The sequence below is a fragment of the Flavobacterium hydrocarbonoxydans genome (assembly GCF_009789235.1).
In the GTDB taxonomy this organism is placed as follows: Bacteria; Bacteroidota; Bacteroidia; order Flavobacteriales; family Flavobacteriaceae; genus Flavobacterium; species Flavobacterium hydrocarbonoxydans.
In genome coordinates this window covers 229,568-253,372 of the sequence record NZ_WSTB01000001.1, presented here as the reverse complement: position 1 = coordinate 253,372, position 23,805 = coordinate 229,568, and the positions used below count along the sequence as shown (strand labels likewise).

The following is a 23,805-nucleotide window of genomic DNA, read 5'->3' as shown; positions in this document are numbered from 1 at the left end:
TTAACAATCGGTTTTAGGTTCGGATAATTCTTTTCTACAATCGGAGCAAACGATTACTGTTTTTTCACATCCACAAGTGGCTTCTAATACTTTGATTTCGGCTATATTGTGCGGGCAAACTTCTGTAATGCTATAATTTCCCATTGCCAGCATTTCAAGCTCACATTCAAAAAAATAAAGGTCTTGGAGTTTCTTAATAGGTTTTGATTTACGTTTTCTCTTTTTGGTTAGTGAGATTGCACAATACCAAGCCGTCATAAACGCACCTATTATAATTATTATCTGAATTATTAATATTTTCAAATACTCCATTTGCCTACCTTTTTTTAGAACTATGAACCGTTTTTACTATTCCTTCCAGGGCAATTATTATTTTTGAAATCTCTTCAGGGAACATACTTTTTAAAGGCTTATTTACTGGCGATTTTTCACTCTTTAAAAATTCGCTTAACCTAGCAAGGTCAGGAACTTCGCCATATCGTTCATTTGGTACAACCCATTGAGCTTGTCTCAATAGAGAAAGCACATATTTATGTTGCGAATTGGTTTTATCGAATAATCCCCAATTGCTTTTACTATGACTTCTACCACCTTCTAAAATGGTTTTAAGTTGCTTTTCTGGTTTGTTGTAGTTATCTACAGCGGAACCGGTTCCGCTGTAGATTTGTGGTTTTTTGGTTGCTGTCATAACCTATTTTTTTCTTAAAAAAAACTCGTATATATATGCTACAATGCCTAAAAATATTAGCAAGGCAATCACGCTTAGAATTGGAGAAAAGACCCAATACCAACTCCAATCGATTGTATTGGTTAGTTTTAAACTGATAAAAATTATTGTGGTTACAACTATTATAATAAGGCCTACGCTGTCTGAATTGTCTTTATTATTACTCATGTGTTTTGATTTTTGCTTTGTTTGTAAAGTGATCTGATTCTAAATTGTAGCCACTCTGTATAAGTGGCTATTGGCTTTCGATTGGTCCATATTAACAGTATCGTTAATAATAGGATAGTACTAAGATTTGACTGGTTCACTGTAAAAATCGAATTTGTAACCTTGTGAAAAATCAACTGAACTGGCTGAAAGCGGAATTGGTGTTCTTGTTCCGTCATCATCTATGTGAGTAGCTTCGACATACCATACTGAGCGAACTGGTTTATACGATTCTGAAATGATGTTCACGCCGTCAGTAAATTCCTCATCATTAATTTCCTTCGTCAATTTTTGGAGTTCTAAAACCCTGCTGCCTTTTAGATTTCCTTTGGCATCTTTCTTTAAAAGATTGAAAACAATATTTACAAGTGATGCTGTTGATTCATTTGTTGCTAGCGAACTGATGTATTTTTCTACTTTGGCAATTCCAGCACTTACTGTGTCATCCCATCCGTCAGTAACTCGGTAGCCAATTGTTATTTCACCGTTTTTGTATGAAAATGTATGTGACTGCTGTTTTTCCTTGATTCCGAACACATCAGCTTTTAGTTTTAAAACATCTTCAAAATATTTAAAAGCCTTTGTTTTTGCATTCGAAATCATTTCAGAAGCGGCACAAAGTGTGAAAATTGCCTGAGGTACTGTTTGTTCTACTAGCTGTTTGTAAGCCAGCCTATCATTGTCTTTTTTTGATTCAACTTTTGCCAGAGCTGCTTTTAATTGTTCCGGTGAAAATTTTGTTAAATCGATTGATTCTGTATTTGTTTCTGCGTTCATAGTGATGTATTTTAATAGTATTTATCGTTTGTAAATTGTTTTTGATTAAAACCTCCCCAGGAAGTTGCTTGTATGTGTTCTAGCGAAATTTTTACTTTCGCTTCGATGCTTGGCGGAATTTTATAATTCCGAACCTCATGCGGAAAATTATCTTCGTTTATCATAGACATAAGGGAGCCTCTCTCTTGATTTATGCAAACCCTTTCAAGAGTTGTAAACACATAAATTTTACCTATGCTTTGACGTTCTGAGCAATACGCTAAAGCATTATGTAAATCCTCTAATCTTTGCATTGTTTCTGTTTTACTCATGGATTAGTTAGGATATAAGGCGTTAAAAACTCTGATTCCTTTATCTATTTTTGGTTTTGCTATTTGATGTAATAAAGCCATTGGTCGAATATTAAATAACCCTATTGCACATTCTTTGTAGCATTTTTCCATATCTTTTGCTGTCACACTAGTATTTTCATATCTGTCTGTAAGCTTGTGAAATTCAGCTTCACATTTCGTAAGCTCTAGCATAAACCACCGGTTAATTGAGGCGTTTGCCAATACTTGCTGATACTCTAATACTGTTGTACTAGCACTTTCACACCAGTTTTGGTAAATATTCCAGATTAACGATTCGTGTTCTTCTGGAGTAATTGCTAATTTTTGAATTGTTGATTTCATTGCTCTATTTTTTTATATCGCTTCCGTGATAAAGCATTGCTGTTTGTTCGTTAATTGTTAAAACACCCCCCGGACATCTGCCACCGACAAACGCCGTTAAACCTTCAACCCTGAAATAAACATTACATAGCTTTTTTGCTAGTTTAGCAACTGCTGTTGTAGGTTCGTTCTTTTCCATGTGCGCCATTAAAATGATGAGCTTGTCAGGGTTTTTCCTTTTTATTCTTCTTAAATCTGCAGTTTTTAAATCATCTACATAAGCAGTGGCATTATCTATGACCATTATTCTAGCCGACTGCCTTTTCTCTAATACATTTGACAAGTCCTCAATTTCTAGGTAATCATGCCACTTTATTTTTGAGCTCTTAAAATCGATGTGAGCTCTTTTTACTGCTTGCTGAAAAGAGAATCCGGTTCCTTCCTCAGCAGATATGTAATTCAAATTTTCAAACTTGGTGAGGTATTCTGAAAGCAATAGAGCTAGTGTTGTTTTTCCGTTTTTTTCATTTCCATAAATCACCCAAATTCCACTTCGCTCTTGCTCACCTAAGACTTTTTCCCAAATTCCGTCAAACTTGAATGTTTTAAATTTTTTATTTAAGAGTGTTTTTGTTGTGATTCCTCTTGCCATTTATGCACCCATTTTTATAAGCGTTTCCAAATATCTTAGCGTGGTTTCTTTGTCTAAGCACTTTTTTATAAGAGGTTTAATTTTAGATTGGTCTTTCATATTGGCTATGGCAACCGTCCCGATCAGATCAGAATAATAAGCTTGTCTGTCTTCTTTTCCGTTCGGTACCAACTTGATAAACTCATCAGAAAAGCGGCTAAATATTTCTGCAAAACCTACTTTTTTACCGCTGATACCTTTTTGTATTTTTGCTCTTAGTCCATCAGCTCCAATCATGTACCAACCGCAAACCCCATCGGTACCGTTCCAAATTCCTTTCAGTTCCACAAATGCTGAGTACTCCAAATCTCCCGCCTCATCGATTACTATTAAAGGTTTTTCAAGGGTTGTGATGTAATACTTAAGATTTGCTAATACATCGTAATATTTGCCTTGGTTATCAATACCGACCGTTTTGGCAAGCAGACGGATAAACAATTGTTTTGATTTTGCTTGTGAACAATCAACATAAAAAGTGTTTTTCATTTTTTTGATGATGTGCTTTGTACAAAAGCTTTTCCCGATTCCGCAATCATCAACTAAAACCATTGAACGGCTTAACTCTTTACAAAAACTTAAGTTGTCTTCTATTTCGTCGTAAACTGCTGTCCTTGCTACTTTCCAGTTGTCTTCAAAAACCTTTACTTGTAATTCACGGCCTATAGTTATCCAAACCGTGTCACTCATTATTTTGTCAGTTTCACCTTTTTTTAACCTGCTGTAAATAGCGCTGTTAATTCCTAGGCTTTTAGAAAAATCGGCATCACTTCCACCGTAATTTTCTCTTTTTTCTAAAATTGCTTCTCTTACTTTTTCTTTAAATTGTTTTGTTAGGTTCATGATTTTTTGGTTTTATAAGTTAAAATTAGATCGCCATCCTGGAGCCGCTTTTTGGCTGGGTACAAATACATTATCATCATCTGGATCATCTGCAAAAACTTCTACTGGAGTTTCGCGAACTTCATATCTTTTAAGATTTGGTATTTTGAAATTTGAGTTAATTGTTTTTGGTGTATTATCAATAATTTGGATGTTTTCAATTCGATTTCTTTGACGTTTTTCGAAAGCATCAACCGAGGCAACATAAGCGCTTTGTAATTTTATAGCTTCGTAATCTGCATCAGTTCGTTCAATGGTTGCTCTGTTATATCTTGGCATTTCCATAATCTCACAAATAAATTTATCATTCATGTAAACCAGTGCTTTCAATACTTTACTGTCGTTTCCATCAATCCAATAAACATCAAACTCTTTACCTTCAATTATTCGCATTTGCTGAATAAGTGCTTCACCAGTTAAAATTTTTCCTTCATCAGCAATGGCTCGTTTTTTTCCTTGAAGTCTCACATATCCGCCATTACATGATGTTTTCTCCTTAAAGCCTATTGTTGGCAAAATTCCGCTCCAATTTGTAGGTTTTAAGTTTGGATTTTGGTTTCTCTCGAAGTAATCCCAACGGCTTAACTCTTTGTTTTCAGGGTGAGGGCTATTATTCCATTTTTCAATCTCTAAAAGCCTTTCATTTACCAAAATATCATAAGGAATGACTTGTTTTTTAGCAGAACTCAACTGATTTGCTTCTGATTTTGCTGTAGGTCTGGCCAACCATCCCGAAGCGCTTTTCTCAACTTCGTAGCGTAGCTTTCCATTCATACGCTCAATATACTTTCCACGTGCGTTATTTGCTTCGATTTTGACTTCTTGAAACATATTACCCGGCCTTAATAAAGTGTCCTTAAAACTGCTATTTAAAGAGCTTTCACATTCTAGCTCATGAGGCAGGCAAAAACCCCATTCAGTATAATTTCTAACCATTTGTCGGTAAAAATCAACGATAATTCCTTCTTTAGTTTTGCCGTAAACGAATGTTGTAAAGCATTGTGAAGCAATATCAACACCCAAATAGAACCAAACTCTGTCGTTTTTTGTGTTGTAAACAAATGGTGGCTGCCTATCATCGATTGATAAAATAGAGCCCGCTAACGTTGGCATTTCCATTTGATGATGTGGCTTAAAATTCCCCATGTAAGCCTGACGATCACCGCTTCGCGCTTTATGGGTAGCCAATTTGTTTTCCCACTTATTTATATAGCTTATAATGGTTGCATTTGACAGAGCTTTAAAATCTTTAGGGTTATATAGTTCTCCGGTGTCCTGATTATATACTTCCGCATATCCGTTTAGAAAAGCATCGTAGTTACGTGCAACTTCTGTAGGCGTTGGCTTGTGCAACTGGTTTTTAAATAAGCCGTTAAATATCATTTCCGTTTTATCATCAACTTTTCTAGCGTTATTCGTTTTACCACCTTCAGGGTCTTTTATCAATGGGTAATACAAATCTGACTTGCATGCGTTTAAAACCTTTTTAAATTGTTTTTCACTTGCTGGAAGATTGTGGCTTACTTCGTGTTTAACTTTCAATGTATTGTTGAAGTTTTCAACATCTTTTACCAGTGTCGCTGTAATACCTCTGATTGAACCTCTTAACTTAATGCGTTCCTGGACACGAGCTTGCTCCAATTTTAGAACGGCTTTCATAACACTTGCGTTAATTATATATCGCTCTTGTTCATCCGGTTCAAGCGAATTTCCAGATCGTTTAAATCTTGAATAGTAGCGTACTGCATCTGCATCAAACTCAAAATAGTTTTCTAATGGATTGTCTGTTCGTCGGGGATCACCAATTGCGTCCTGAATATTTGGTTTTAAACTATCAAAATCAATAAGTAATTTTCTGCCATTACCACCAACTTGCAAACGTTTTATTCCAAATGGTTTGTCCTTATATCGCTGTATTTCTTTTTGAAGAGAGCCGAGAGTATTCCAGAAATTTGGTACTAACTCATCAAGTCCAACAGCAATAATATTATTTGAATATTGATACGGCATATCTTTTACTCTAATGTTTTATTGATTAGGTTTTGGACTGTTTTTTGAAACTCCTTTTCCATAATTAAATAGTCTTTCTTTATAGCATCTGGAGTTACACCCTTTACATTACCATTTATACTTTGACGGATGTAATAATGTGATAATCCGTATTTTGAAGACAAAGCATCTAAAATGGTTTTTTCGTAGGAATTTTGATTATTTGTTTTACTTTTGCTCATTGCTTTGTTAGTTTCAGATATTGAAACAAATATATAAACAAAGTTTCTATTTTCGAAACAAAAATATAAACTTTTTTTCTATTAATTATTAAATTAAGTTGTAAATGACTAGAATAGAACGAGTTAAGAAATTGTGTAAATGGCTGATTTATGACGGATTTGCTGACAATGATGCTGAATTAGCTAAGAATTTAGGGTACACTAAGTCTTCTTTTTCACAGATTTTAAACGAAAAGGTACCATTATCAGATAAGTTTATTGATAAATTAAGTAGTGCAAACAACAATATAAACAAAGTATGGATTCTTGATGGAATTGGAGAAATGTTAAATAATGGTGTTACGAAAGAGCCAGGTCTAATGGTTCGTAAATTGAAAACAGATAGAATAATAGACAATCAAGATATTCCGCTATATGACATACAAGTTGCTGCGGGGGTAGTTGATCTATTTGGAGGTGAACAAAAGCAAATCCCAGTGGATTACATAAGAATTCCAAAGCTTCCTAAATGTGACGGCGCTTTATATGTTACCGGAGACAGTATGTATCCGCTTCTAAAAAGCGGTGATATTGTAATGTATAAAGAGATTTACAACTTAGAACACAATATTATTTGGGGTGAAATGTACCTTTCCTATATCAATAATGATGGAAACGAGTATTTCTTTACTAAGTTTTTAAAAAAATCAGAACGAGATGGTTACGTGCAATTTGTTTCCCAAAATCAACACCATCAAACTGTTGAATTTCCTGTAAGCAGTATTAAAGCTTTAGCATTAGTGAAAGCTTCAATCAGAATCAACTCGCAATTATAGAACTAAATCGAAATTCTGCAATAAACTCTGCATATATACTTTTTTTAAAGGCTTTTTTACAATTTACTAACATAACACATTGATAAACAGCGACTAAAATAATATAAACTTTGTTTATATTTTAATATTAAGTAACGTGAGTTTTATATTTTTTACATAAAACCCACATAAAAACCCTTTTAGGAATGCTTTAAGTGGTGAAAAAAAAATTATAAATGTCCATGCAAATGTCCATCCAACTGTCTATGCAAAACAGATTTTACAAATTTTGAGATTTTCCATTACAAAAGTTTAAGCCATAAAAAAAGCCCCATTTAAGGAGCTTTTTTATATTTAATTACTGTTTAAACACCAATTAAATAAGGCTTTTAAGTATGTTTACACCTTTTAATGGTAGTTAGTCCTTTAGATCGCTTTTAAATGCGAATAATAACGGTAGTATAATGGTCGTTAATGGTAGTAAAAGAGAACTTTTGTTTTTCGCTCTTTTTTGACCTTTTTTGGCTTAATACCCTTATTTTATTGGACTTTTCGACCTTTTTTATATTAAGTAGTCTTGGAACTATTGTTTAATAGCCCATAATAGTGCTAAAAAACTATCAAAAAAAAAATATTGATAAAATACCATTTCTTTGATAGGGGCAAAAATAACCACCAAAAGTGGAAGCAATCCTCCAAGACTAAAAGATAGAGCAGATGCAAAGGCTGCAGTAAGAGGATTAGCTTGCGTGATTTCATTAATTCCAAGTTCATCTCTTGCGTGAGCTTCAAGCGCATCATGAGCCATTAATTCAGTAGCAACTTGTTTGGCCAATTCCTTACTTAATCCTCTTTGAATATAAATATTGGTTAGTTCTTCAAGTTCTTCTTTTGGCATAGTTTCAAGTTCCAGTTTTTCTCTTTTTAAATCTGCTGTTTCTACATGAGATTGGGAGCTTACCGATACATACTCACCAGCAGGTACAGAAAGTGCTCCTGCAACTAAACCAGCAACTGCTGCGAGTAAAATTGGTTCTCTCGTTACACTTGCCGCTGCAACACCAATGGCTAAACTGGTGGTAGATAAAATTCCTTCATTTGCTCCAAGTACTGTAGCTCTAAGCCATTCACTTCTGTTGATATAATAATTCTCAATATGCATAATTCTAATTTATTAATTTAATCCAGCCCGGATTTTTAGTACCTCCAAAATTAGTTTTTAGAAATTCTCTAATTTGGAAATGCTTTTATTTTGAGTGCTTTTTTTTAATTATAAAATCCTAAATGTGAATTTGCTTTGTATTTAGATTTTGAATAAAGGAAATTTGAGATATTGAATACTTGTATTTTCTAAATAAAATTACTTTAAAATATCTTTAATAATTAAAGGATTACCATTAGAATGAATATAAATTTTATACTTATTAATTTTCGAACTTAAATTATAGCCTTGCGTATTTTCTGCTTTATTATTCTTGTTTATATATTACTTCATTGCAATATTTTTTTTCTAGAATAGTTATTGCAATAATTAACACCAAATACTGCATTTTTAAATATTTATAAACGAGTTATTTGTAAATAAGCCGAGTAGATCTGATTTCATTATAGAAATATTCACCAATATTTGCTCGGATTTTTAGAATATTAATAGAAAGCGGATTTATTAATTTGGAGGAATGATTATTATAAAATATTTATTCAACTGAAGAAGAACGTTATGATTTTTTTGAAGTGTTATCTTCAGCTTATCACGCGCATATCTAAAGTGCAATTTACTGCTTTCTTTGGTGTGCCTCCCTGATCAAATACCGAAACAATTGGAGCATGGCTCCTCTAAAAACTTAATCTAAATCAAGACTATTTCTTAAACTAAGTCATTGGAATATAGCTATCCATGGTCGGATATTTGTTTCTACAAATTATAGTTTACATTAAATAGAAATAGTTATGACACAAAAATCACAAGTTGCAGTTATCGGCATGGGAAACATCGGAGCTGCAATTGTCACAAATCTGACAAAAGGAAAACGTTCAGTTATTGTTGCTGATAGAACAATTGAAAAAGCGAACCAGCTTTCTCAGAGATTAGGCAGTCTAGTGCAGCCAGCAACAATTCGACTGATCTTGCAGAACGACTGGCAAATATCATGGAGATAAAGTAGACAGTATCTTTAAGGCATGGACGCAGACTTGGACAAGAGCTGACTACAAAGACTGGAATATTGAATACTTATTGAAAGATATTATCTGTCCTTTACTTTTTATCCAAGGTGAAGCGGATGAGTATGGAACATTGGAACAGGTTAACAGAACGATTAACCTTGTAAGCGGAAAAAACCAAAAGAATTGTCATTCCGGACTTAGGACATACCCCTCAAAAAGAAGCTCCTAAGCTGACTTTTAATGTAGCTAAAGATTTTATAACGAAACTGAAATAATGGTCTTTATGGTTTTGGCAGGTTTAAATCAGAAAAGGCTGTCCTGAAATTGACAACCTTTAATGACTAATAAAATAAAAATAAAAATAAAATAATTATCGCCCGTTATTGCTTCGGATCCATAATTACTTCAACGCTGCTAGAATTATCCAAAACATGCTTACTTAATTGCTGAATCGTTTTTTGGTTAATTTTTGAAATTAAATTTTTATAATCAGTGTCCTGCATATTGGGTATATCATTCATACTGATATTGTAAATGATACTTCCCCAATACGAATTGGTCTTAATTGATTCTTCCCTGCTTTTTATAATGGCTTTTTTGATATCTTCCAAGTCACTGGCAATGGCTGGTTTTGATTTAAGATCGTCGAGTTCTTTGTAGACAATCTGCATTAGTTTGTGTTGTTTCTCTGGATTACAGTCAAAACTAAGGCTAAGATCATAACGGGAGCTAGGAAGTGTCTGTAGGCTTCCTTTAACAGTTACACCGTAACTCCCTCCTTCTTCCTCACGAATGGTCTGCAGAAAACGTTTTGATAACAGTTCTCCGATGATATACATTCCGATGGCATTTTCTTCACTATACTGTATTTTTCCCGTTAAATGTAAATAGGCAGTACTTTTAGGTGTTTGCATTTTGCGTTTAAAATGAACCACTGTTTTACCCTTTTTAGGCTCGAGATTATGATCTGTAAAGGATGAGGTAGCCGTAAGATCAGACGGGATATTTCCAATGTATTTTTGTATTAATCCAAGAGCAGACTCCGGGATGTTTCCAACAAAAACAAAAGTGAAATTGGCAGCATTTCTAATGCGATCTCTGTAGATTTTTTCTGCTTTTTGTAAATTGATATTCTCAAGGAATTTTTCATTAAAAATAAAGGTACGCGTGTTGTGATTTGAATTAGCCAAAGCTACAGTATCGTTAAATGCATTATCGTTATCCTCTTTGAGATTTTCCAAACGATTTTTATATTGTGTTTTTAAGATATCATAGATATTAACATCAAAACGAGGCGCTTCAAAAGAAAGATAAAGCAATTGTAGCATGGTCTCGAAATCTTGTCCATTTGAACTTCCCTGGAATCCTTGGGTGTTCTCTGTAATATAGGGAGTTACTTTTGCTACTTTGTCAGTTAGTTTTTCCTTTAAAGCGGTTGTATCAAAATTACTAAGTCCGGAAGATCTTGCCAGGGTAGTTGCAATTTCAGCAGAGGCTAAATCTTCCTGTTTTACTAAAGATTTACCTCCTTTGCCAAAAGCGGTAAAAAGGACCTGATCTGAAGAATAATTCGTTGGAAGAATGATTATTTTAGCTCCATTCTCCAGTATATATCCTTTTGCATCGGCTAGCTCAGGGACGTTGAAATTTTCTTTAATTCTAACTGGCTTTAGCTCTTTTTGTATTAAAGGATCATTATTGACCTTTTTTTTATAAGGGGCTAAAGGCATCGTTTCTACCTTTTTCATCACATCGATAACGGCTTGTTTTGTAGGGAACTCATTTTTGTCTTTTTCAGAACCCGTAACTAAAACTACCTGATTAGTGTTTTGTTGTATTGTTTTTAGGTAGTTGTTTAATTCTTCTAATGATAAATTTTTTATAATTCCCACTACAAGATTATAATCATCCTCAGGACTAAGAAAAGGTTTTGCCTTTAAAAAGTACCCCGTTAGTTTATCGGCCCAGCTATCGCTGTCTACCTTGTCTTTATTTTTAAGAAAGTCATCATAAGAACTTATAAAATCTTTTTTAATACGGTCTAATTCTGCCGGAACTGCGCCGTATCTTTTCAAACGTTCCGCTTCGGTATAGACCTCTTCAAAAGACTCTAATAGCCGGTCTTTTTGAGCTGTAGCCGAGAGGTTGAAAGAGGTGTTTAATCTTGAAATCGGTTCAAAATAAGCTTTTAGATTCAGGCTTGATTTTTGATTTTTCAGCAATAGCTCTTTTAAGCGGCTGTTAAGTATACTGGTATAAAAAGAGTTCATTACATTTTTTCGGGTAAGGATTGAATCTTTAACCAGTGGCTCATCGAGCACATATTGTAATGTGATCTGTGTATTTACGGCTTCTTTATCGCTTGCAGTTCCAAAATACAATTCATCATGTTTAGGGATATCGTAGTACTTGCGCGGCGTTGCTTTTTTTGCCAGAGGTATATTCGAGAATATGATTTTAACCCTTTCCTCCATAGCTTTAACGTCAATATCTCCCACTATAATTACGGCTTGTAAATCAGGTCTGTACCATTTTTTATAGTAGTTTCTAAGTTCTGGATATTTGAAATTATTAATGATATTCAATTCACCAATAACATCTCGTTTACTGTATTTTGATCCTTTGTATAAGATTTGGTCCGTTTGGTTTTTTAAACGAAAACTACTGGTTCTTCTTGTTCTCCATTCTTCTGTGATGACACCTCTTTCGGCATCAATTTCTTCGTTGCTAAGCGAAAGAGAGCCAGACCAATCGTGCAATACCCAAAGCGTAGAATCAATGAGTTTTTCATTGTTTACCGGAACACCACTGATATTATAAACGGTTTCATCCTGGGCGGTATAGGCGTTGATGTCTTTTCCAAAAGTGACTCCGTTTTTTTCCAGCATTTTAATGATTCCTTTCCCTTTAAAATGTTCTGTTCCGTTAAAGGCCATATGTTCGAGAAAATGAGCAAGTCCATTTTGGTTGTCTTCTTCTAATATGGCTCCCACATTTTGAACAAAATAAAAACTCGCCCTGTCCTTTGGTTCCTCGTTATGGAGAATGTAATACGTTAATCCGTTTTTAAGTTTGCCTGTAGTAACATTTTTATCTAAAGCAATGGTAGTTTTGAACTGAGAAAACATAACGTGACAAGATAAGATCATCATCGCGTTTATGATTTGCTTTTTATGTGTATTATACATGTTTCTTGTATTTGTTATCTTCTGTTTCTTAGTAATGTTTCGAACTTAAACTTCTTAGGTGTTGATTTTAATGAGTTTTATTTTTTATAAAACATCATGTGCCACGATTTTGCCACAAAACTTAAAGTAATAATACTATGAGCTTTTTATGCTAATAAAGTTTCGAATTGATGCGCTCTATAATTAATATAATTGAGATTTTAAATATTAAAATCGATTGCTACAAAACCTAAATTGGTTATATATCTTCTTATTTCGTTTAAAAATTTCCGTACAGTTACATCTGCCATTTTAGCTAGAAATTTTAAAATTTCGGTAGCTTCTTACAAAGTAACATTCATTCCTTCATCATTAAGCATTTTTTGAGATTCCAGAGGCGTAATTCTTCCTGTATATTCATATTCTTCAAATTGCATGACCAGAATATTATGAAGATAAACATAATGAATTTTGGTCAATTATTTGTTTTACAGTTTTTTGTATCCTGTTTGCATTTCTTAGTTAAAGAAAAAAACTGAAATGAGCTATTATGATTTTTCTTAGATTGTTTCGCAATGGTAAGCTTATTTTATCTAAAAAACGACGGTTTTTTTTGTACCGTAGAGTGACAGGAACAGGACAAATTTCTATAAATTTTATGCAAGATTTGAAGAGATTTGCTTACTGGATGTAGAGTCTGTCTTTGAATGGCTTTATGAATTTGGTTTGGATGTCCTGTTGGGGATTGATGAAAAATTTATCTAGTTTTTTTGATATGAGTTATAATATTCGAGCCATGTTCTTTACCCTTTGGCAATGTGGTGTTTTTAATTTTACAATACTTGCCTGAAACGCACAGACAAGTATTGTAATTAAAATAATTCCAGTAGAAATTTTAGCCATTATTGTTTAATCCTTATACTATAAAGATTTAAAAAATTACATTCATTTACCGTTAAATATAATATTACTATTGGATTTCGTATTTTCAAACAAACTACACACTTTATGACGCAAAGAAACGGGCGTAACTTCAATAAAATAAGTCAGCAGTTCTTTTGTTGTTGGGTAATTAGGAGTCTTTGATTTCAATTTTCCGTTAGAGTTGTTCCAATCACGAATAAACCTTTTTAAAGCAAGATTCACCTTTTCTTCCCCAATATAATTTTGAAGAGCGGACATTGCTAAAATTCCTTTTGCATTGAATATATAATCTTGTTTTTCAACTAATTCTAAAGGAACTTCTTGTTTGTCGTATCTTTTCTTTGCCTGCATATAGACTTCTTGTTCTTTTTGCAAAAGCTGCTCTATTTTTTCTTTGGGATATTTCTTTTTCATGACCATTAAAGCAGAATATTGGGCCAGGGTTTCCAAAATCATATTTTTTCCTTGAACATTTGCCGCCTGCAGCTGCATTCCCCACCATTGGTGTGCTAATTCATGCGCTGTTCTGTAGAGAATAATATCGACATCTGATTGGTCATCAATATTGAGCATAAATTCATTAGATTCAGAAAATGGTATTGCTCCGGAGAAAGACTCTGCTTGTTCAATGTAATTAGGAGTTTCTATTATACGCATATCCCTATGTTGATAAGAGTCAAAATTCGTAGAAAAATAATCAAAAGATAATTTAAGAGCCTGGGTCATTCTGTCCAGGTTATATTGATGGTCTTTTTGATAATAGATTTCTAAATCTACCGGAGTTGCCAAACGATCATTTTTAGCAGACCATCTGCTCTTGGAAACTTCATAATCTGCCGATATTATCGCATACTGATTTACTATTGGTTTATCCGTTTTATAATGAAAATAGGAACGATTACCTACTGTCCATCTCTTTTGTAAAGTACCTGAAGAAATTGCTTTTTGATTTTTGTCTGTTCCGATAGTAACTTCAAAATTGATTAAATCAGCGTTACCTCCAGTACTTGAATAAGTTAATTCCGTTTTATCATTTCTTTTGGCCATTCCTTTTGCAGGCGGCAGTTCAAATTCTGTCCTAATTCTAGTATCACCAAGCTCATATTCTTTGCTGTAGCCTAGAGTTGGTAACGCTTTATTTGTCAAGTATGTACCATTTTGAAGGACACTGTTATTAGAATCATTTTCTTTGAAACCTTTAGTTGTATACCTCTGCTTAAATTTCATTTTAACAGCTTCACCTGCTTGTAATGGTTTTTTTAATGTGTAGATATAAAACCCGTATTGGTTATATTGTTTATCTACTAAAGCTTCTCCCTCAAAACTGACCTCTTCTAAATTTATTTCTGATGCTATCGGTTTTTGTAAATAGATTTTATAAATAGGTTCTTTTAAGGTATTGGTAAGTATGTAATAACCTTCGAGCGTATAATCTCTGGTTTTTGGATACAGTTCAACTTGCAGCTTAACATCCGTAATTTTAGGCTCCGGCAGATATTCAAACCTTTTGAGCGTTTTTTCATAATCTGCCCTAAATTCTAATTTATCATTGGTACTTTCATATTTGTTCAGGATATTGGTATTGTAGAAAATATAACTTCCTAGTAAAGTAAATACCAGTAATACTGACAATACAAATTGGAGCATGGGTTTTGTTAATCGCTGCATACCGAACATGATACGTTTTTTTAAACTGGTTTCAGTGCCCCTGACAGAGAGAATCGAGGCGAGGATTAGCAAGAGAATGCCAAATACAATCCAATATGCCTTAATCCAGAAATAGGATACTAGAAAGTGACCGTAACCATTCATGTCTGAATAGGAATCCAAACCACTCCCGCCAAATTTGTAAAGATCGTGCTCGAAACCAAAGAATTCCGAAACAGTATTTAGGATAACAAAAACCATTACTAAAATAAAGCCTATGAATTTATTATTTGTTAGCGCCTGAAAGAAAAAAGATATAAAGGTGTATAAAACCAGAAAAGGAAAAAACTCAATAAAAAAACCATAGAAATAAACATCCAGTTCATAGTGATACCAGCCATTTACCGTTTGAAAGGTAATTCCAAATATAATTAGTGAGAGTATCAATACGATGTAAATCAATAAAAGGCCCAGGAATTTGCTCAGCAAGCTTATAATACCCGATATGGATGTTGCGTCATAGATTAAATCCAGCTTAATTTCTCTTTCTTTCCAAATGAGCTCGCCAGAATAGAAGATCAGTATTATTACAAAAAAATATAGAGATAATTCTTTTAATTCTTTTATAACAAGATAGGTTGTAGGATAACTGGCAACATCATATGTAATATTCAGATTAATAGAGTTTATTAAAATGATAATCAATGCACAGATGATAATAGCCCAGAACGATACCTGCTTACAAATGGATATAAAATAAAACCATGTAAGTTGTAATAGCTGAACAAATTGTGATTTAAAATTATACTGTATTAATACTATGGGGATTTTGAGATTCTCGTTAGCGGCAGTAGTTAAGTCATGGATAGTCTTTATTTTTTTCTCTTTAGGTTTTTTGTTTTTTGCTGTACTAAAATTAAACTTGAAGTACCCTACTATTAAAATAAGCATTCCTAGAAAAACCCAGAATAATTTATTGTATAGAAGCACACCAGTAAAAGGAACAAGCGTTGAATTGCGTTCTGCTGTTGTAAACAAGGCATTCATATCAGTGAGCGTTGTCAGGGAAAAAGGATCTAAAAGGGCTTGCAGGAAATCGTTCTTTATAGATTTTGTCAATAGAAAGGGAACAAAAAGAAGTACTCCCTGTGTATAGACTACCATTAAGTTTCTGCTTAAAGCGCCACTAACAAAAAACAATGCCGATCCAAAAAACAGCATGGGCAGCACTACAATTATAAAGGGCTGCAGATAAGCTAAAAAGTTAAAAGGCATTAAATTTTCCGGATAACGCCAAGGCATAAATTCCCCAAGGGTAAATCCTAATAAAAGCCCTGTAAATACAAACAATAATACTGCAAAAGAGCCTAGAAACCGGCCTAATAAATAATCCCGCTTTTGGATTGGATTAACAAATAATAGAGATTCTATATTGTATTGATAGTCCCGCAATACTGAAACACCCATAATTAAAGAAGTCACCATCATTAAAATTGCGGTAACAGCAGCCATTGCTTTTGCTATAACTATAGGCGCATTTGTTTTTACGGAACCCATATCAATCCCTTGAAAGACAAAGTCCACACCCGCAAGGGAAAAGAAAAATATAAAAATAAAAAAGATATAGGTGTCAGGGCGTTTTATTCTGTATTGGATTTCGAATTTAAATATGTCGTACCACATGGTTAATCGTTAATTTTAATAGATTAGAATAGAAAATTTTACTTGATTAAGTATTCAGGAGAATTAAAGTTTCTTTTTAGAACTGGCAAGAATCTGCGAAAAGTACACATCTTCTAAACCAGCATTTACTGAGATAAAACCATTCTCGGGATTGTTTTCACTTATGACATGAATTATAGGTTTTCCAAGAAATAATTTTTCTGCAATTACTTTATATTCTTTCTTATACTCTTCCAATTCATTTTTATGAATTGTTTTTTGATATATTTTTCCTTCAGTCTGGTTTATTAGTTCCAAAGGATTCCCTTTAAGAAGTACTTCTCCCTTATTGATGATGGCCATGTTGGTGCACAATTCCTTTACATCATCCACGATATGCGTTGATAGTATTACCACTGTGTTTTCACTAAGCTCGCTTAAGATGTTATAAAACCGGTTTCTTTCAACAGGATCGAGTCCGGCAGTAGGCTCATCAACAATAAGTAATTTTGGGTTATTGAGTAATGCCTGCGCGATGCCAAAACGCTGTTTCATTCCGCCTGAAAATCCGCTGAGGTTTTGGTTTTTTACCTCATATAAATTAGTCTTATGTAAAAGTGCATTCACTATTTCGCGGCGTTCTTTTTGCTTAGTAATTCCTTTTAACACCGCTAAGTGGTGCAGGAGGACTTCAGCGGAAATTTTAGGGTACAAACCAAATTGCTGGGGCAGGTATCCCAATACTTTTCTTAGTTCATGTTTCTGCGTAAGGGCATCTATATCTCCGAGTTTCACGCTGCCGGAGTCTGCCTCTTGTAATGTGGCGATTGTTCTCATTAAAGTTGATTTTCCTGCACCATTGGGACCCAAAAGACCAAACATGCCTACCGGAATATCCAGCGTTATGTTTTGCAGTGCGTTTACACCATTAGAATAGGTTTTGGAGAGATTGGAAATACTAAGACTGTTCATTTGTTTGAATTTAAATTTTAAACAAACATATTTTCTTAGCTGATATCAATAAAGTAAATGTGATGAACCGGTCTGTTTTGTGATAAAAATATACAGGGTGCTCATAAAGTGTTTTCATCACTTATTTGTGGCCGTTGAAAGGGCTGTATGGATCGTTTGTCAACTTAATTTTATCAATAATTTTTATTAATTTACATTTGTGATTATGATTTTAACAACTAACAATAACAAGAGGAATATCATCGGGGCAATTGCTTTAGTTTTAGCAGCAGTCCCAATAGTGGTAATATTTTTTATAGTAATTACCTCGAATAAGGATTCTGTAGTACTTTTTGAAAACTATAGTCCAAAAGTCAGCATTCCGATTATCAGTTTTTATTTCCTGCTTTATCTGGCATTATTTTGCTTTGGTATTTATTGGCTGGTAAAACAAATTTTGTTTATTATTAAATTAAAAAACGAAAACGGGAAAATGGAACTGCTGCATCTGCAGAATCAGGTAAATCCCCATTTCTTTTTTAATATACTCAATAATTTGTACGGCTGGGTGGCAAAGGATCAAAAAAAAGCACAGGAGTTAATTTTGAAACTTTCAGATATGATGCGTTATAGTATTTATGAAGGCCAGAAAGATTTTGTTACGATAGGAGAGGAAATTGCCTATTTAAAAAACTACATCGACTTGCATACTTTACGTTATCACAAAAAGATAAACGTAAATTTTGAAACTACTGTGGAGGATGATCAGCTTAAAATAATTCCTTTACTTTATATAATGCTTTTGGAGAATGCATTTAAACACGGTGTCGAAAATTTAAGAGAAAATGCATTTGTTACTATTAAACTTAGTTCAAATAATAATACTATATCTTTTAAAGTAGAGAATAACTATGATAAGGATTTAGTAAATCAGTCATCTGGTATCGGTATTAAGAATTTGAAAAGAAGATTAGAATTGGCTTATCCAAAAAAGCATGAGTTTTTAGTTTCAAAAAAGAATACTATATACAAAGCACTTTTAATTTTAAAATTATAATGATCAGGTATTTAATTATAGATGATGAGCATATAGCGCATACTATTATTGAGGAGTATTGTAATATGCTTCCCAATATGCAGTTAAAAAAGAATTGTTATGATGCCTTAGAGGCTCTGGATTATTTAAGAGATCATACGGTAGATTTAATTTTCTTAGATCTAAATATGCCCAAATTAAAAGGATTTGATTTTTTAAAAACACTGGCATCTCCTCCCAAAATTATTGTTACGACAGCTTACCAGGAGTACGCAATTGAAGGTTATGAACTAAATATTATTGACTACCTCTTAAAACCATTTGGTTTTGAGCGTTTTTTAAAAGCGATAAACAAAATTTCCAGTTTGACTTCTAAAGTAAGTATTAATCCTGTGGAGGATGAATATTCAAGAAGCCTTTTTTTACGTGCAGATAAAAAACACATACAGATTTTTATTGGTATGATCTTATATGTCGAAGCATCAGGAAACTACGTTAAAGTAATTACCAAAAATGACAATGCAATACTTGTTAGAGAAAAACTCTCTGATTTAATGGAATTACTGCCTAAAAATGATTTTTTGCAGGTACATAAATCCTTTGCTGTTGCCATTAAACATATTAAAAGTGTGGAAGGAAACAGGATCAAAATCAGTGATTTTACAATTCCTATTGGGAAACTATATAAGATGAATGTAAATGGGTTATTAAATTCAAAATTATAAAAGCATCATAATGTTTTCTTTATAAGTTTGTCCAATAGGTACTTTGTATTTATCAATTAATATTCTGTTACCTTCGATCTGTTTAATTTTATCTTTTGCAACAATAAAAGATTTATGGGTTCTTATAAAATTAAATTTTGGAAGAAGCTGTTCAAAATCTGAAATTTTCTGATGACTTATAATCATGTCATTTTTTAGATATACTTTACAGTAATGTCCATAAGCTTCTATAAACAGTAAATCGTCAAATTGAATTTGATGGTACTTTTTATCACCCCTTAAAAAGAAGCTATTTGTTTTTGGCTTTTTCATTTCAGGTTGATGTTTTTTGAAGTGTAAATTTTATTGTTGTCGTCGATGATCATACAATATAGATCCGGAATCTCATCAATTAGAAACAGTCCTGCTTTAATTCCCATAACCGCTATTGGAGTGGCCACTGAGGGTCTATTTATTTTTAATATTGTCTTACTTCTTCGGGTAAATGTATTAAATCTCTTATTTACGGATAATGACTTACATCACTTTTGAGATTGATGGGGATCATTTGTTTTCCAATCTGCTTTTTTGAATTTTACCTAACTATAAAAAAGGATAATGCTTTGTTTATTATCATTCAAAGCTATAATTTTTAAATTTTTTTGCCATGAAAAAAAATAATGATGTTTTACTTAAAGAAGTAAAAGAAGCAATCAAATGGGAGCCTATTTTAAATTCTAACGACATAGATGTTAGCGTTAATGATGGTATTGTAACCCTTAGAGGTACGGTAGATAATTATACGCAGAAAAAAGAGGCGGAGCAAACTGTTAAAAATATTGCTGGTGTAAAAGCAGTTGTCGACGATGTAAAAGTTGATTTATATTTTTCAGCAATTAAAAGTGATACCGATATAGCTGCATCAGTTGTTAAGGTATTGCGTGAAAACTGGGCCGTTCCTGACCATCTGCTCAAAGTAACAGTAGAGAATGGATGGGTAACACTTGAAGGGATTTTGCACTGGAATTTTCAAAGAAAAGCAGCAGAGAATGCTATTCGTTATTTAGAAGGTGTTAGGGGAGTAATTGATAAAATAAAAATTGAGGCCGAAATAAAAAATGAACTAGAAAAGGAGTTCGTTGAAAAAGCGCTTCGTCGCAGCTGGTTGCTCGATATTGATAATATACGAGTTAGAGTCGATAATAAAACTATTACTCTCAGTGGTATTGTGAGTTCACTATTTCAGAAAGAGGAAGCAGAAAGAATTGCATGGAATACGCCTGGTGTATGGTATGTAGATAATGAGCTTTTAGTCGAATTTGATTGATTTATACAAACCTTAAATAAAAAAAATATGAAAAGTAATGATATTTTGCAAAGAGAAATTCAGGAAGCTCTTAAATTTGAGCCTTTGCTGCATGCAGCCGAGATTGGTGTTATCGTAAAAGACGGCGTGGTGACCCTTACGGGAAATGTTGATTTGCTTGTTAAAAAGACAGAAGCGCTTCATGCTGCAAAAAAAATTAAGGGTGTAGCGGCAATTGTCGATGAAATTCAGGTTGTACTTGGAAAAAATTCCTATACCTCTGACCAGGAAATTGCAACTCAAATTGTTGCAAAATTGAAAGACAATCAGATCGTTCCACAAAATATGGTTAGTATTATTGTAGAAAAAGGCTGTGTCACGGCAGAGGGTATTTTACCATGGAATTTTCAAAGAGAGTACGCTCTGGAATTAATTAAAAACCAGAAGGGGGTAAGGGAAGTTACCAATAACATTAAACTAAAAAGGGAAGTATTCGATCAGGTAGAGAAAGAATTACTGGAAAAGGCATTACAAAGACATTGGGCGTTTGATACAGATAAGATTGATGTTGAGGTTGCTGGCGCAACTGTGCAGTTATCTGGAATGGTTGGGTCAATTTTTCAAAAAGAAGAAGCGGAAAGGATTGCGTATAAAACGCCTGGAGTAATAAAAGTTATCAATCATTTAAAAGTGAACCTTGAACAGCCTTATTTGTGTTAATAATAAATCGATTGAAATTATGGCAGAGCGAAAAACTCAAAGTGATAAGTCAGAAATTAAGTTTTTAGAAGGGCCGCAGTCAAGATTTGCTGAACTGAAATTTATAATTATTATTGTATGGGAACTGATAAGATGCTTTCGTAAACTGTATTATATTGGTGCCTGCATTACTTTTTTTGGCTCTTCCCGTTTTAAGGAAGATCATGTTTATTATGAATTTACCAAAAGAGCTGCAGGTGAATTTGCGAAACTGGGTTTTACAATAATGACAGGCGGAGGGCCAGGTCTTATGGAAGCCGCTAATCGCGGAGCAAAAGAAGTGTATGGGAAGTCTGTTGGGTGTAATATTAAACTGCCGGTTGATCAAATGCCTAATTCTTATCTCGATAAATGGGTAGAGACAAAACATTTTTTTATTCGTAAAATACTTTTGGTAAAATATTCTTTTGCCTTTGTAGTTATGCCCGGAGGTTTTGGGACATTAGATGAATATTTTGAAGCGCTTACACTTATACAGACAGGCAAGATTAAAAATTTTCCAATAATAATTTTCAATACACAATATCATAAAGCGCTCATTGACCATATTAATCTAATGAAAAGTGAGTGAACCATTAATGATGCTGATTCGAAGTTATTCGTGATTACAGATGATATTGAACAGGCAAGGCTTTTTATAATTGAGCATAGCATTAAAAATTATGGATTAAAACCAAAATTTCAGCCTATTTCCAGTCAATGGATTTAAGATCTTTAACTTTTCATTTTACATTTGTAATTTAAAATTTTAGTCTTTTGAAATCTTTTTTAAGCCGAATAGCTCTATTGTTTCTGTTTATGACCATTATAAATTATATTATTGCTGAGCATATCCTGTATAATTAGTTTTCCATACGCATGTGCAAGACTTTTTGTGTTTAGGGGATTAAAGGATTGTGTCTGTACGGAATATTCTAATTTTTTATCTGGCATTGTAAATAGATTACTTTCCCAAAAATAATAGGTATCATTGACATAATATCCTTCCTGGTAGATTTTGGTGTAAATAGCGTTATATTAAATAGAGAAGTCATTATCATTATATGAGTCTGTCAAATCATACATACTTTTTAGAGAATAGTACTTTTCTTTTTGTTTATTAAGCAATACAATCGTTAAAACGGCAGCTATATCATCTTGCTCTAATTGTTTTAAAATCTCTTTTTCATCTTTTCCTTTAAATGCTTCAAAGCCATAAAGTTCAATAGATGGAATGGCATCATAACCAAGATTGCAAAGGTCGTCAGCAAGGTGATTTTCCATTTGCCACTGAAGCGATTGGTCTGATTCTTTTATCAATCCAACTACGACGATACGACCAGTTTTTACATTTAGCTTCTCAGAGGCCTGCCATGAACTAATTATACTTAAGCTAGAGCATTGAACTAAAAAAACAGATAATACTATAATGAACCAGATACTTCTTTTCATTGTAATTGTTTTTTGATTACCCAAATTTTATAACAGTATAAGATTATGATTTCAACCTTGATTGAAAATAAAGAGGATTTTTAAAAGTAATATTCAAAGATTGTGAACCATTAAAGATACTACCGCTATTACGAAAAAGTAGGATTGTTTAAGATATAAAGTATTGGCAGGTTAAATCGTATATCTGATTTTCCTGCCAATTCTTATTTTTTAAATACAAGCATCGGGGTTCTGGTATTAAAACCTTTTTCAGAAGTTTTAAGTGGTTGAAATAATTGCTCCAGCCAGTTTCGGTTTTCTTTGGCAAATATGGTTATGATAGATGGTTTGATTGTCATAATATCAATTTGTAAGTGTCGTAATAAAGATACTTCAGGATTTAATTTTTTGAAATGAAAAGATACTTTGTCAGACTTAAATTTATGCTCTATTTTATTGAGTTTTTTGTTGACTTCTTCCTCCTCTGTAAAATAATCATAATGGTAAACAGCGATCGAAGCATCAAACGAGGAGCCAAATTTTTTAATCAACGGCAGTTCAGTTTCTATTTTTTCTAAATCTGACGGGTATAAAATAGTACTTAATTTTTTTATTCTGTAATGTCTTGGAACAACCAGAAGTGGGATCGGAGAGTCATGTAAGATTCTGGTAGTATGACTTCCCAATAGCTTATTTACAAGACCACCGCCTCTTGTACTCATACAGATATAATCGGCTTTAATTCTTTTGGCACAATTTAGAATGGCTTCGCTTACATCAAGTTTATTTTCCGCAATATAAGTTGTTTTACCTGGCTGTTTGTTGGTTTGTCTGTAGAGTGTATGTACAAATTTTATAAGAGCTTGCTCCTGTTTTTTGTTATCTGGCTCCGGAAGACCTACAAAAGTAACAGCTGAAAAGGGATCAATAATAAATGACGTATTTACATATAGAAATGTAAGTTCATAACCTATTTGAGATGCCAGCTGAATAACAAAACGTACGGCTACTTTGGAGCTATGAGATAAGTCGGTTGTAACAAGTATTTTTTTCATGCTTTCTAGATTTTTAGATCGGGTCCGAAGGCCCAATTATTTTAATTAATGACAAATTC

The 23,805-nt window shown here is 33.2% G+C and carries 25 protein-coding genes; 7 read left to right on the top strand and 18 right to left on the bottom strand.

Annotated features, from left to right (window positions below):
- The 9 genes from GON26_RS01160 to GON26_RS01120 form a co-directional block, all read right to left on the bottom strand.
- Positions 1 to 312: a hypothetical protein gene (locus tag GON26_RS01160; RefSeq protein ID WP_160372900.1), complete on the bottom strand. Its 312-nt coding sequence runs from the start codon at positions 310 to 312 to the stop codon at positions 1 to 3.
- A gap of 4 nt (positions 313 to 316) precedes the next feature.
- On the bottom strand, positions 317 to 688 hold the full coding sequence (locus tag GON26_RS01155) for a hypothetical protein (protein ID WP_160372899.1): 372 nt from the start codon (positions 686 to 688) through the stop codon (positions 317 to 319).
- A gap of 327 nt (positions 689 to 1,015) precedes the next feature.
- Positions 1,016 to 1,711: a DUF3164 family protein gene (locus tag GON26_RS01150; RefSeq protein ID WP_160372898.1), complete on the bottom strand. Its 696-nt coding sequence runs from the start codon at positions 1,709 to 1,711 to the stop codon at positions 1,016 to 1,018.
- Positions 1,712 to 1,722: 11 nt separating this feature from the next.
- On the bottom strand, positions 1,723 to 2,022 hold the full coding sequence (locus tag GON26_RS01145; RefSeq protein WP_160372897.1) for a hypothetical protein: 300 nt from the start codon (positions 2,020 to 2,022) through the stop codon (positions 1,723 to 1,725).
- A 3-nt stretch (positions 2,023 to 2,025) separates the two neighbouring features.
- Positions 2,026 to 2,385 (bottom strand): hypothetical protein, encoded by a 360-nt coding sequence (locus tag GON26_RS01140; protein ID WP_160372896.1) that lies wholly within the window; start codon positions 2,383 to 2,385, stop codon positions 2,026 to 2,028.
- A 4-nt stretch (positions 2,386 to 2,389) separates the two neighbouring features.
- Positions 2,390 to 3,016, bottom strand: coding sequence for a hypothetical protein (locus GON26_RS01135; protein WP_160372895.1), 627 nt, complete (start codon positions 3,014 to 3,016; stop codon positions 2,390 to 2,392).
- Complete coding sequence (locus tag GON26_RS01130) at positions 3,017 to 3,895, bottom strand: ATP-binding protein (RefSeq protein ID WP_160372894.1); 879 nt, start codon at positions 3,893 to 3,895, stop codon at positions 3,017 to 3,019.
- A gap of 12 nt (positions 3,896 to 3,907) precedes the next feature.
- Positions 3,908 to 5,944 carry a hypothetical protein gene (locus GON26_RS01125; protein ID WP_160372893.1) on the bottom strand — a complete coding sequence of 679 codons (2,037 nt, stop codon included), beginning with the start codon at positions 5,942 to 5,944 and terminating at the stop codon, positions 3,908 to 3,910.
- A 5-nt stretch (positions 5,945 to 5,949) separates the two neighbouring features.
- Entirely contained in the window at positions 5,950 to 6,165 is a 216-nt protein-coding gene (locus GON26_RS01120) for a hypothetical protein (RefSeq protein ID WP_160372892.1), read from the bottom strand.
- A 104-nt stretch (positions 6,166 to 6,269) separates the two neighbouring features.
- Between GON26_RS01120 and GON26_RS01115 the strand changes: the two genes are divergently transcribed.
- A complete protein-coding gene (locus GON26_RS01115; RefSeq protein WP_160372891.1) occupies positions 6,270 to 6,980 on the top strand; it encodes a S24 family peptidase in 711 nt (236 codons plus the stop codon).
- A gap of 562 nt (positions 6,981 to 7,542) precedes the next feature.
- Here GON26_RS01115 and GON26_RS01110 read toward each other — a convergent pair.
- Complete coding sequence (locus GON26_RS01110) at positions 7,543 to 8,121, bottom strand: VIT1/CCC1 transporter family protein (RefSeq protein WP_160372890.1); 579 nt, start codon at positions 8,119 to 8,121, stop codon at positions 7,543 to 7,545.
- 788 nt (positions 8,122 to 8,909) lie between these two features.
- Between GON26_RS01110 and GON26_RS01105 the strand changes: the two genes are divergently transcribed.
- Positions 8,910 to 9,119, top strand: a complete 210-nt coding sequence (locus tag GON26_RS01105; protein WP_160372889.1) for an NAD(P)-binding domain-containing protein — start codon at positions 8,910 to 8,912, stop codon at positions 9,117 to 9,119.
- 386 nt (positions 9,120 to 9,505) lie between these two features.
- On the opposite strand, the gene GON26_RS01100 is transcribed toward GON26_RS01105, so the two are convergent.
- The 4 genes from GON26_RS01100 to GON26_RS01090 form a co-directional block, all read right to left on the bottom strand.
- A complete protein-coding gene (locus tag GON26_RS01100) occupies positions 9,506 to 12,313 on the bottom strand; it encodes a M16 family metallopeptidase (RefSeq protein ID WP_160372888.1) in 2,808 nt (935 codons plus the stop codon).
- Positions 12,314 to 12,636: 323 nt separating this feature from the next.
- Positions 12,637 to 12,771 (bottom strand): hypothetical protein, encoded by a 135-nt coding sequence (locus tag GON26_RS21745; RefSeq protein WP_262885424.1) that lies wholly within the window; start codon positions 12,769 to 12,771, stop codon positions 12,637 to 12,639.
- Positions 12,772 to 13,237: 466 nt separating this feature from the next.
- On the bottom strand, positions 13,238 to 16,546 hold the full coding sequence (locus tag GON26_RS01095; protein ID WP_160372887.1) for an ABC transporter permease/M1 family aminopeptidase: 3,309 nt from the start codon (positions 16,544 to 16,546) through the stop codon (positions 13,238 to 13,240).
- A gap of 63 nt (positions 16,547 to 16,609) precedes the next feature.
- Positions 16,610 to 17,497: an ABC transporter ATP-binding protein gene (locus GON26_RS01090; protein WP_160372886.1), complete on the bottom strand. Its 888-nt coding sequence runs from the start codon at positions 17,495 to 17,497 to the stop codon at positions 16,610 to 16,612.
- A gap of 205 nt (positions 17,498 to 17,702) precedes the next feature.
- On the opposite strand from GON26_RS01090, the gene GON26_RS01085 reads away from it, so the two are divergent.
- Positions 17,703 to 18,533 carry a sensor histidine kinase gene (locus GON26_RS01085; protein WP_160372885.1) on the top strand — a complete coding sequence of 277 codons (831 nt, stop codon included), beginning with the start codon at positions 17,703 to 17,705 and terminating at the stop codon, positions 18,531 to 18,533.
- On the top strand, positions 18,533 to 19,237 hold the full coding sequence (locus GON26_RS01080; protein ID WP_160372884.1) for a LytR/AlgR family response regulator transcription factor: 705 nt from the start codon (positions 18,533 to 18,535) through the stop codon (positions 19,235 to 19,237). Before GON26_RS01085 ends, GON26_RS01080 begins: the two co-directional genes overlap by 1 nt.
- On the opposite strand, the gene GON26_RS01075 is transcribed toward GON26_RS01080, so the two are convergent.
- Together GON26_RS01075 and GON26_RS21740 are read right to left on the bottom strand one after the other, a co-directional pair.
- The gene (locus GON26_RS01075; protein WP_160372883.1) at positions 19,232 to 19,549 is read right to left on the bottom strand and encodes a LytR/AlgR family response regulator transcription factor; all 318 of its coding nucleotides are present in this window, start codon (positions 19,547 to 19,549) and stop codon (positions 19,232 to 19,234) included. The genes GON26_RS01080 and GON26_RS01075 overlap by 6 nt on opposite strands.
- The gene (locus GON26_RS21740; protein ID WP_262885423.1) at positions 19,546 to 19,677 is read right to left on the bottom strand and encodes a hypothetical protein; all 132 of its coding nucleotides are present in this window, start codon (positions 19,675 to 19,677) and stop codon (positions 19,546 to 19,548) included. Before GON26_RS21740 ends, GON26_RS01075 begins: the two co-directional genes overlap by 4 nt.
- 206 nt (positions 19,678 to 19,883) lie before the next feature.
- Between GON26_RS21740 and GON26_RS01065 the strand changes: the two genes are divergently transcribed.
- From GON26_RS01065 to GON26_RS01055, 3 genes are read left to right on the top strand one after another with little or no spacing between them, the layout of a single operon-like run.
- On the top strand, positions 19,884 to 20,543 hold the full coding sequence (locus tag GON26_RS01065) for a BON domain-containing protein (RefSeq protein WP_160372882.1): 660 nt from the start codon (positions 19,884 to 19,886) through the stop codon (positions 20,541 to 20,543).
- 27 nt (positions 20,544 to 20,570) lie between these two features.
- Complete coding sequence (locus tag GON26_RS01060; RefSeq protein WP_160372881.1) at positions 20,571 to 21,242, top strand: BON domain-containing protein; 672 nt, start codon at positions 20,571 to 20,573, stop codon at positions 21,240 to 21,242.
- Positions 21,243 to 21,261: 19 nt separating this feature from the next.
- A complete protein-coding gene (locus GON26_RS01055; protein ID WP_230407878.1) occupies positions 21,262 to 21,852 on the top strand; it encodes an LOG family protein in 591 nt (196 codons plus the stop codon).
- Positions 21,853 to 22,298: 446 nt separating this feature from the next.
- Here the strand turns inward: GON26_RS01055 and GON26_RS01050 are convergent, their stop codons facing one another.
- On the bottom strand, positions 22,299 to 22,712 hold the full coding sequence (locus GON26_RS01050; protein ID WP_160372880.1) for a hypothetical protein: 414 nt from the start codon (positions 22,710 to 22,712) through the stop codon (positions 22,299 to 22,301).
- Between the two features lie 203 nt (positions 22,713 to 22,915).
- Positions 22,916 to 23,746, bottom strand: coding sequence for a universal stress protein (locus tag GON26_RS01045; protein WP_160372879.1), 831 nt, complete (start codon positions 23,744 to 23,746; stop codon positions 22,916 to 22,918).
- Positions 23,747 to 23,805: the final 59 nt, after the last annotated feature.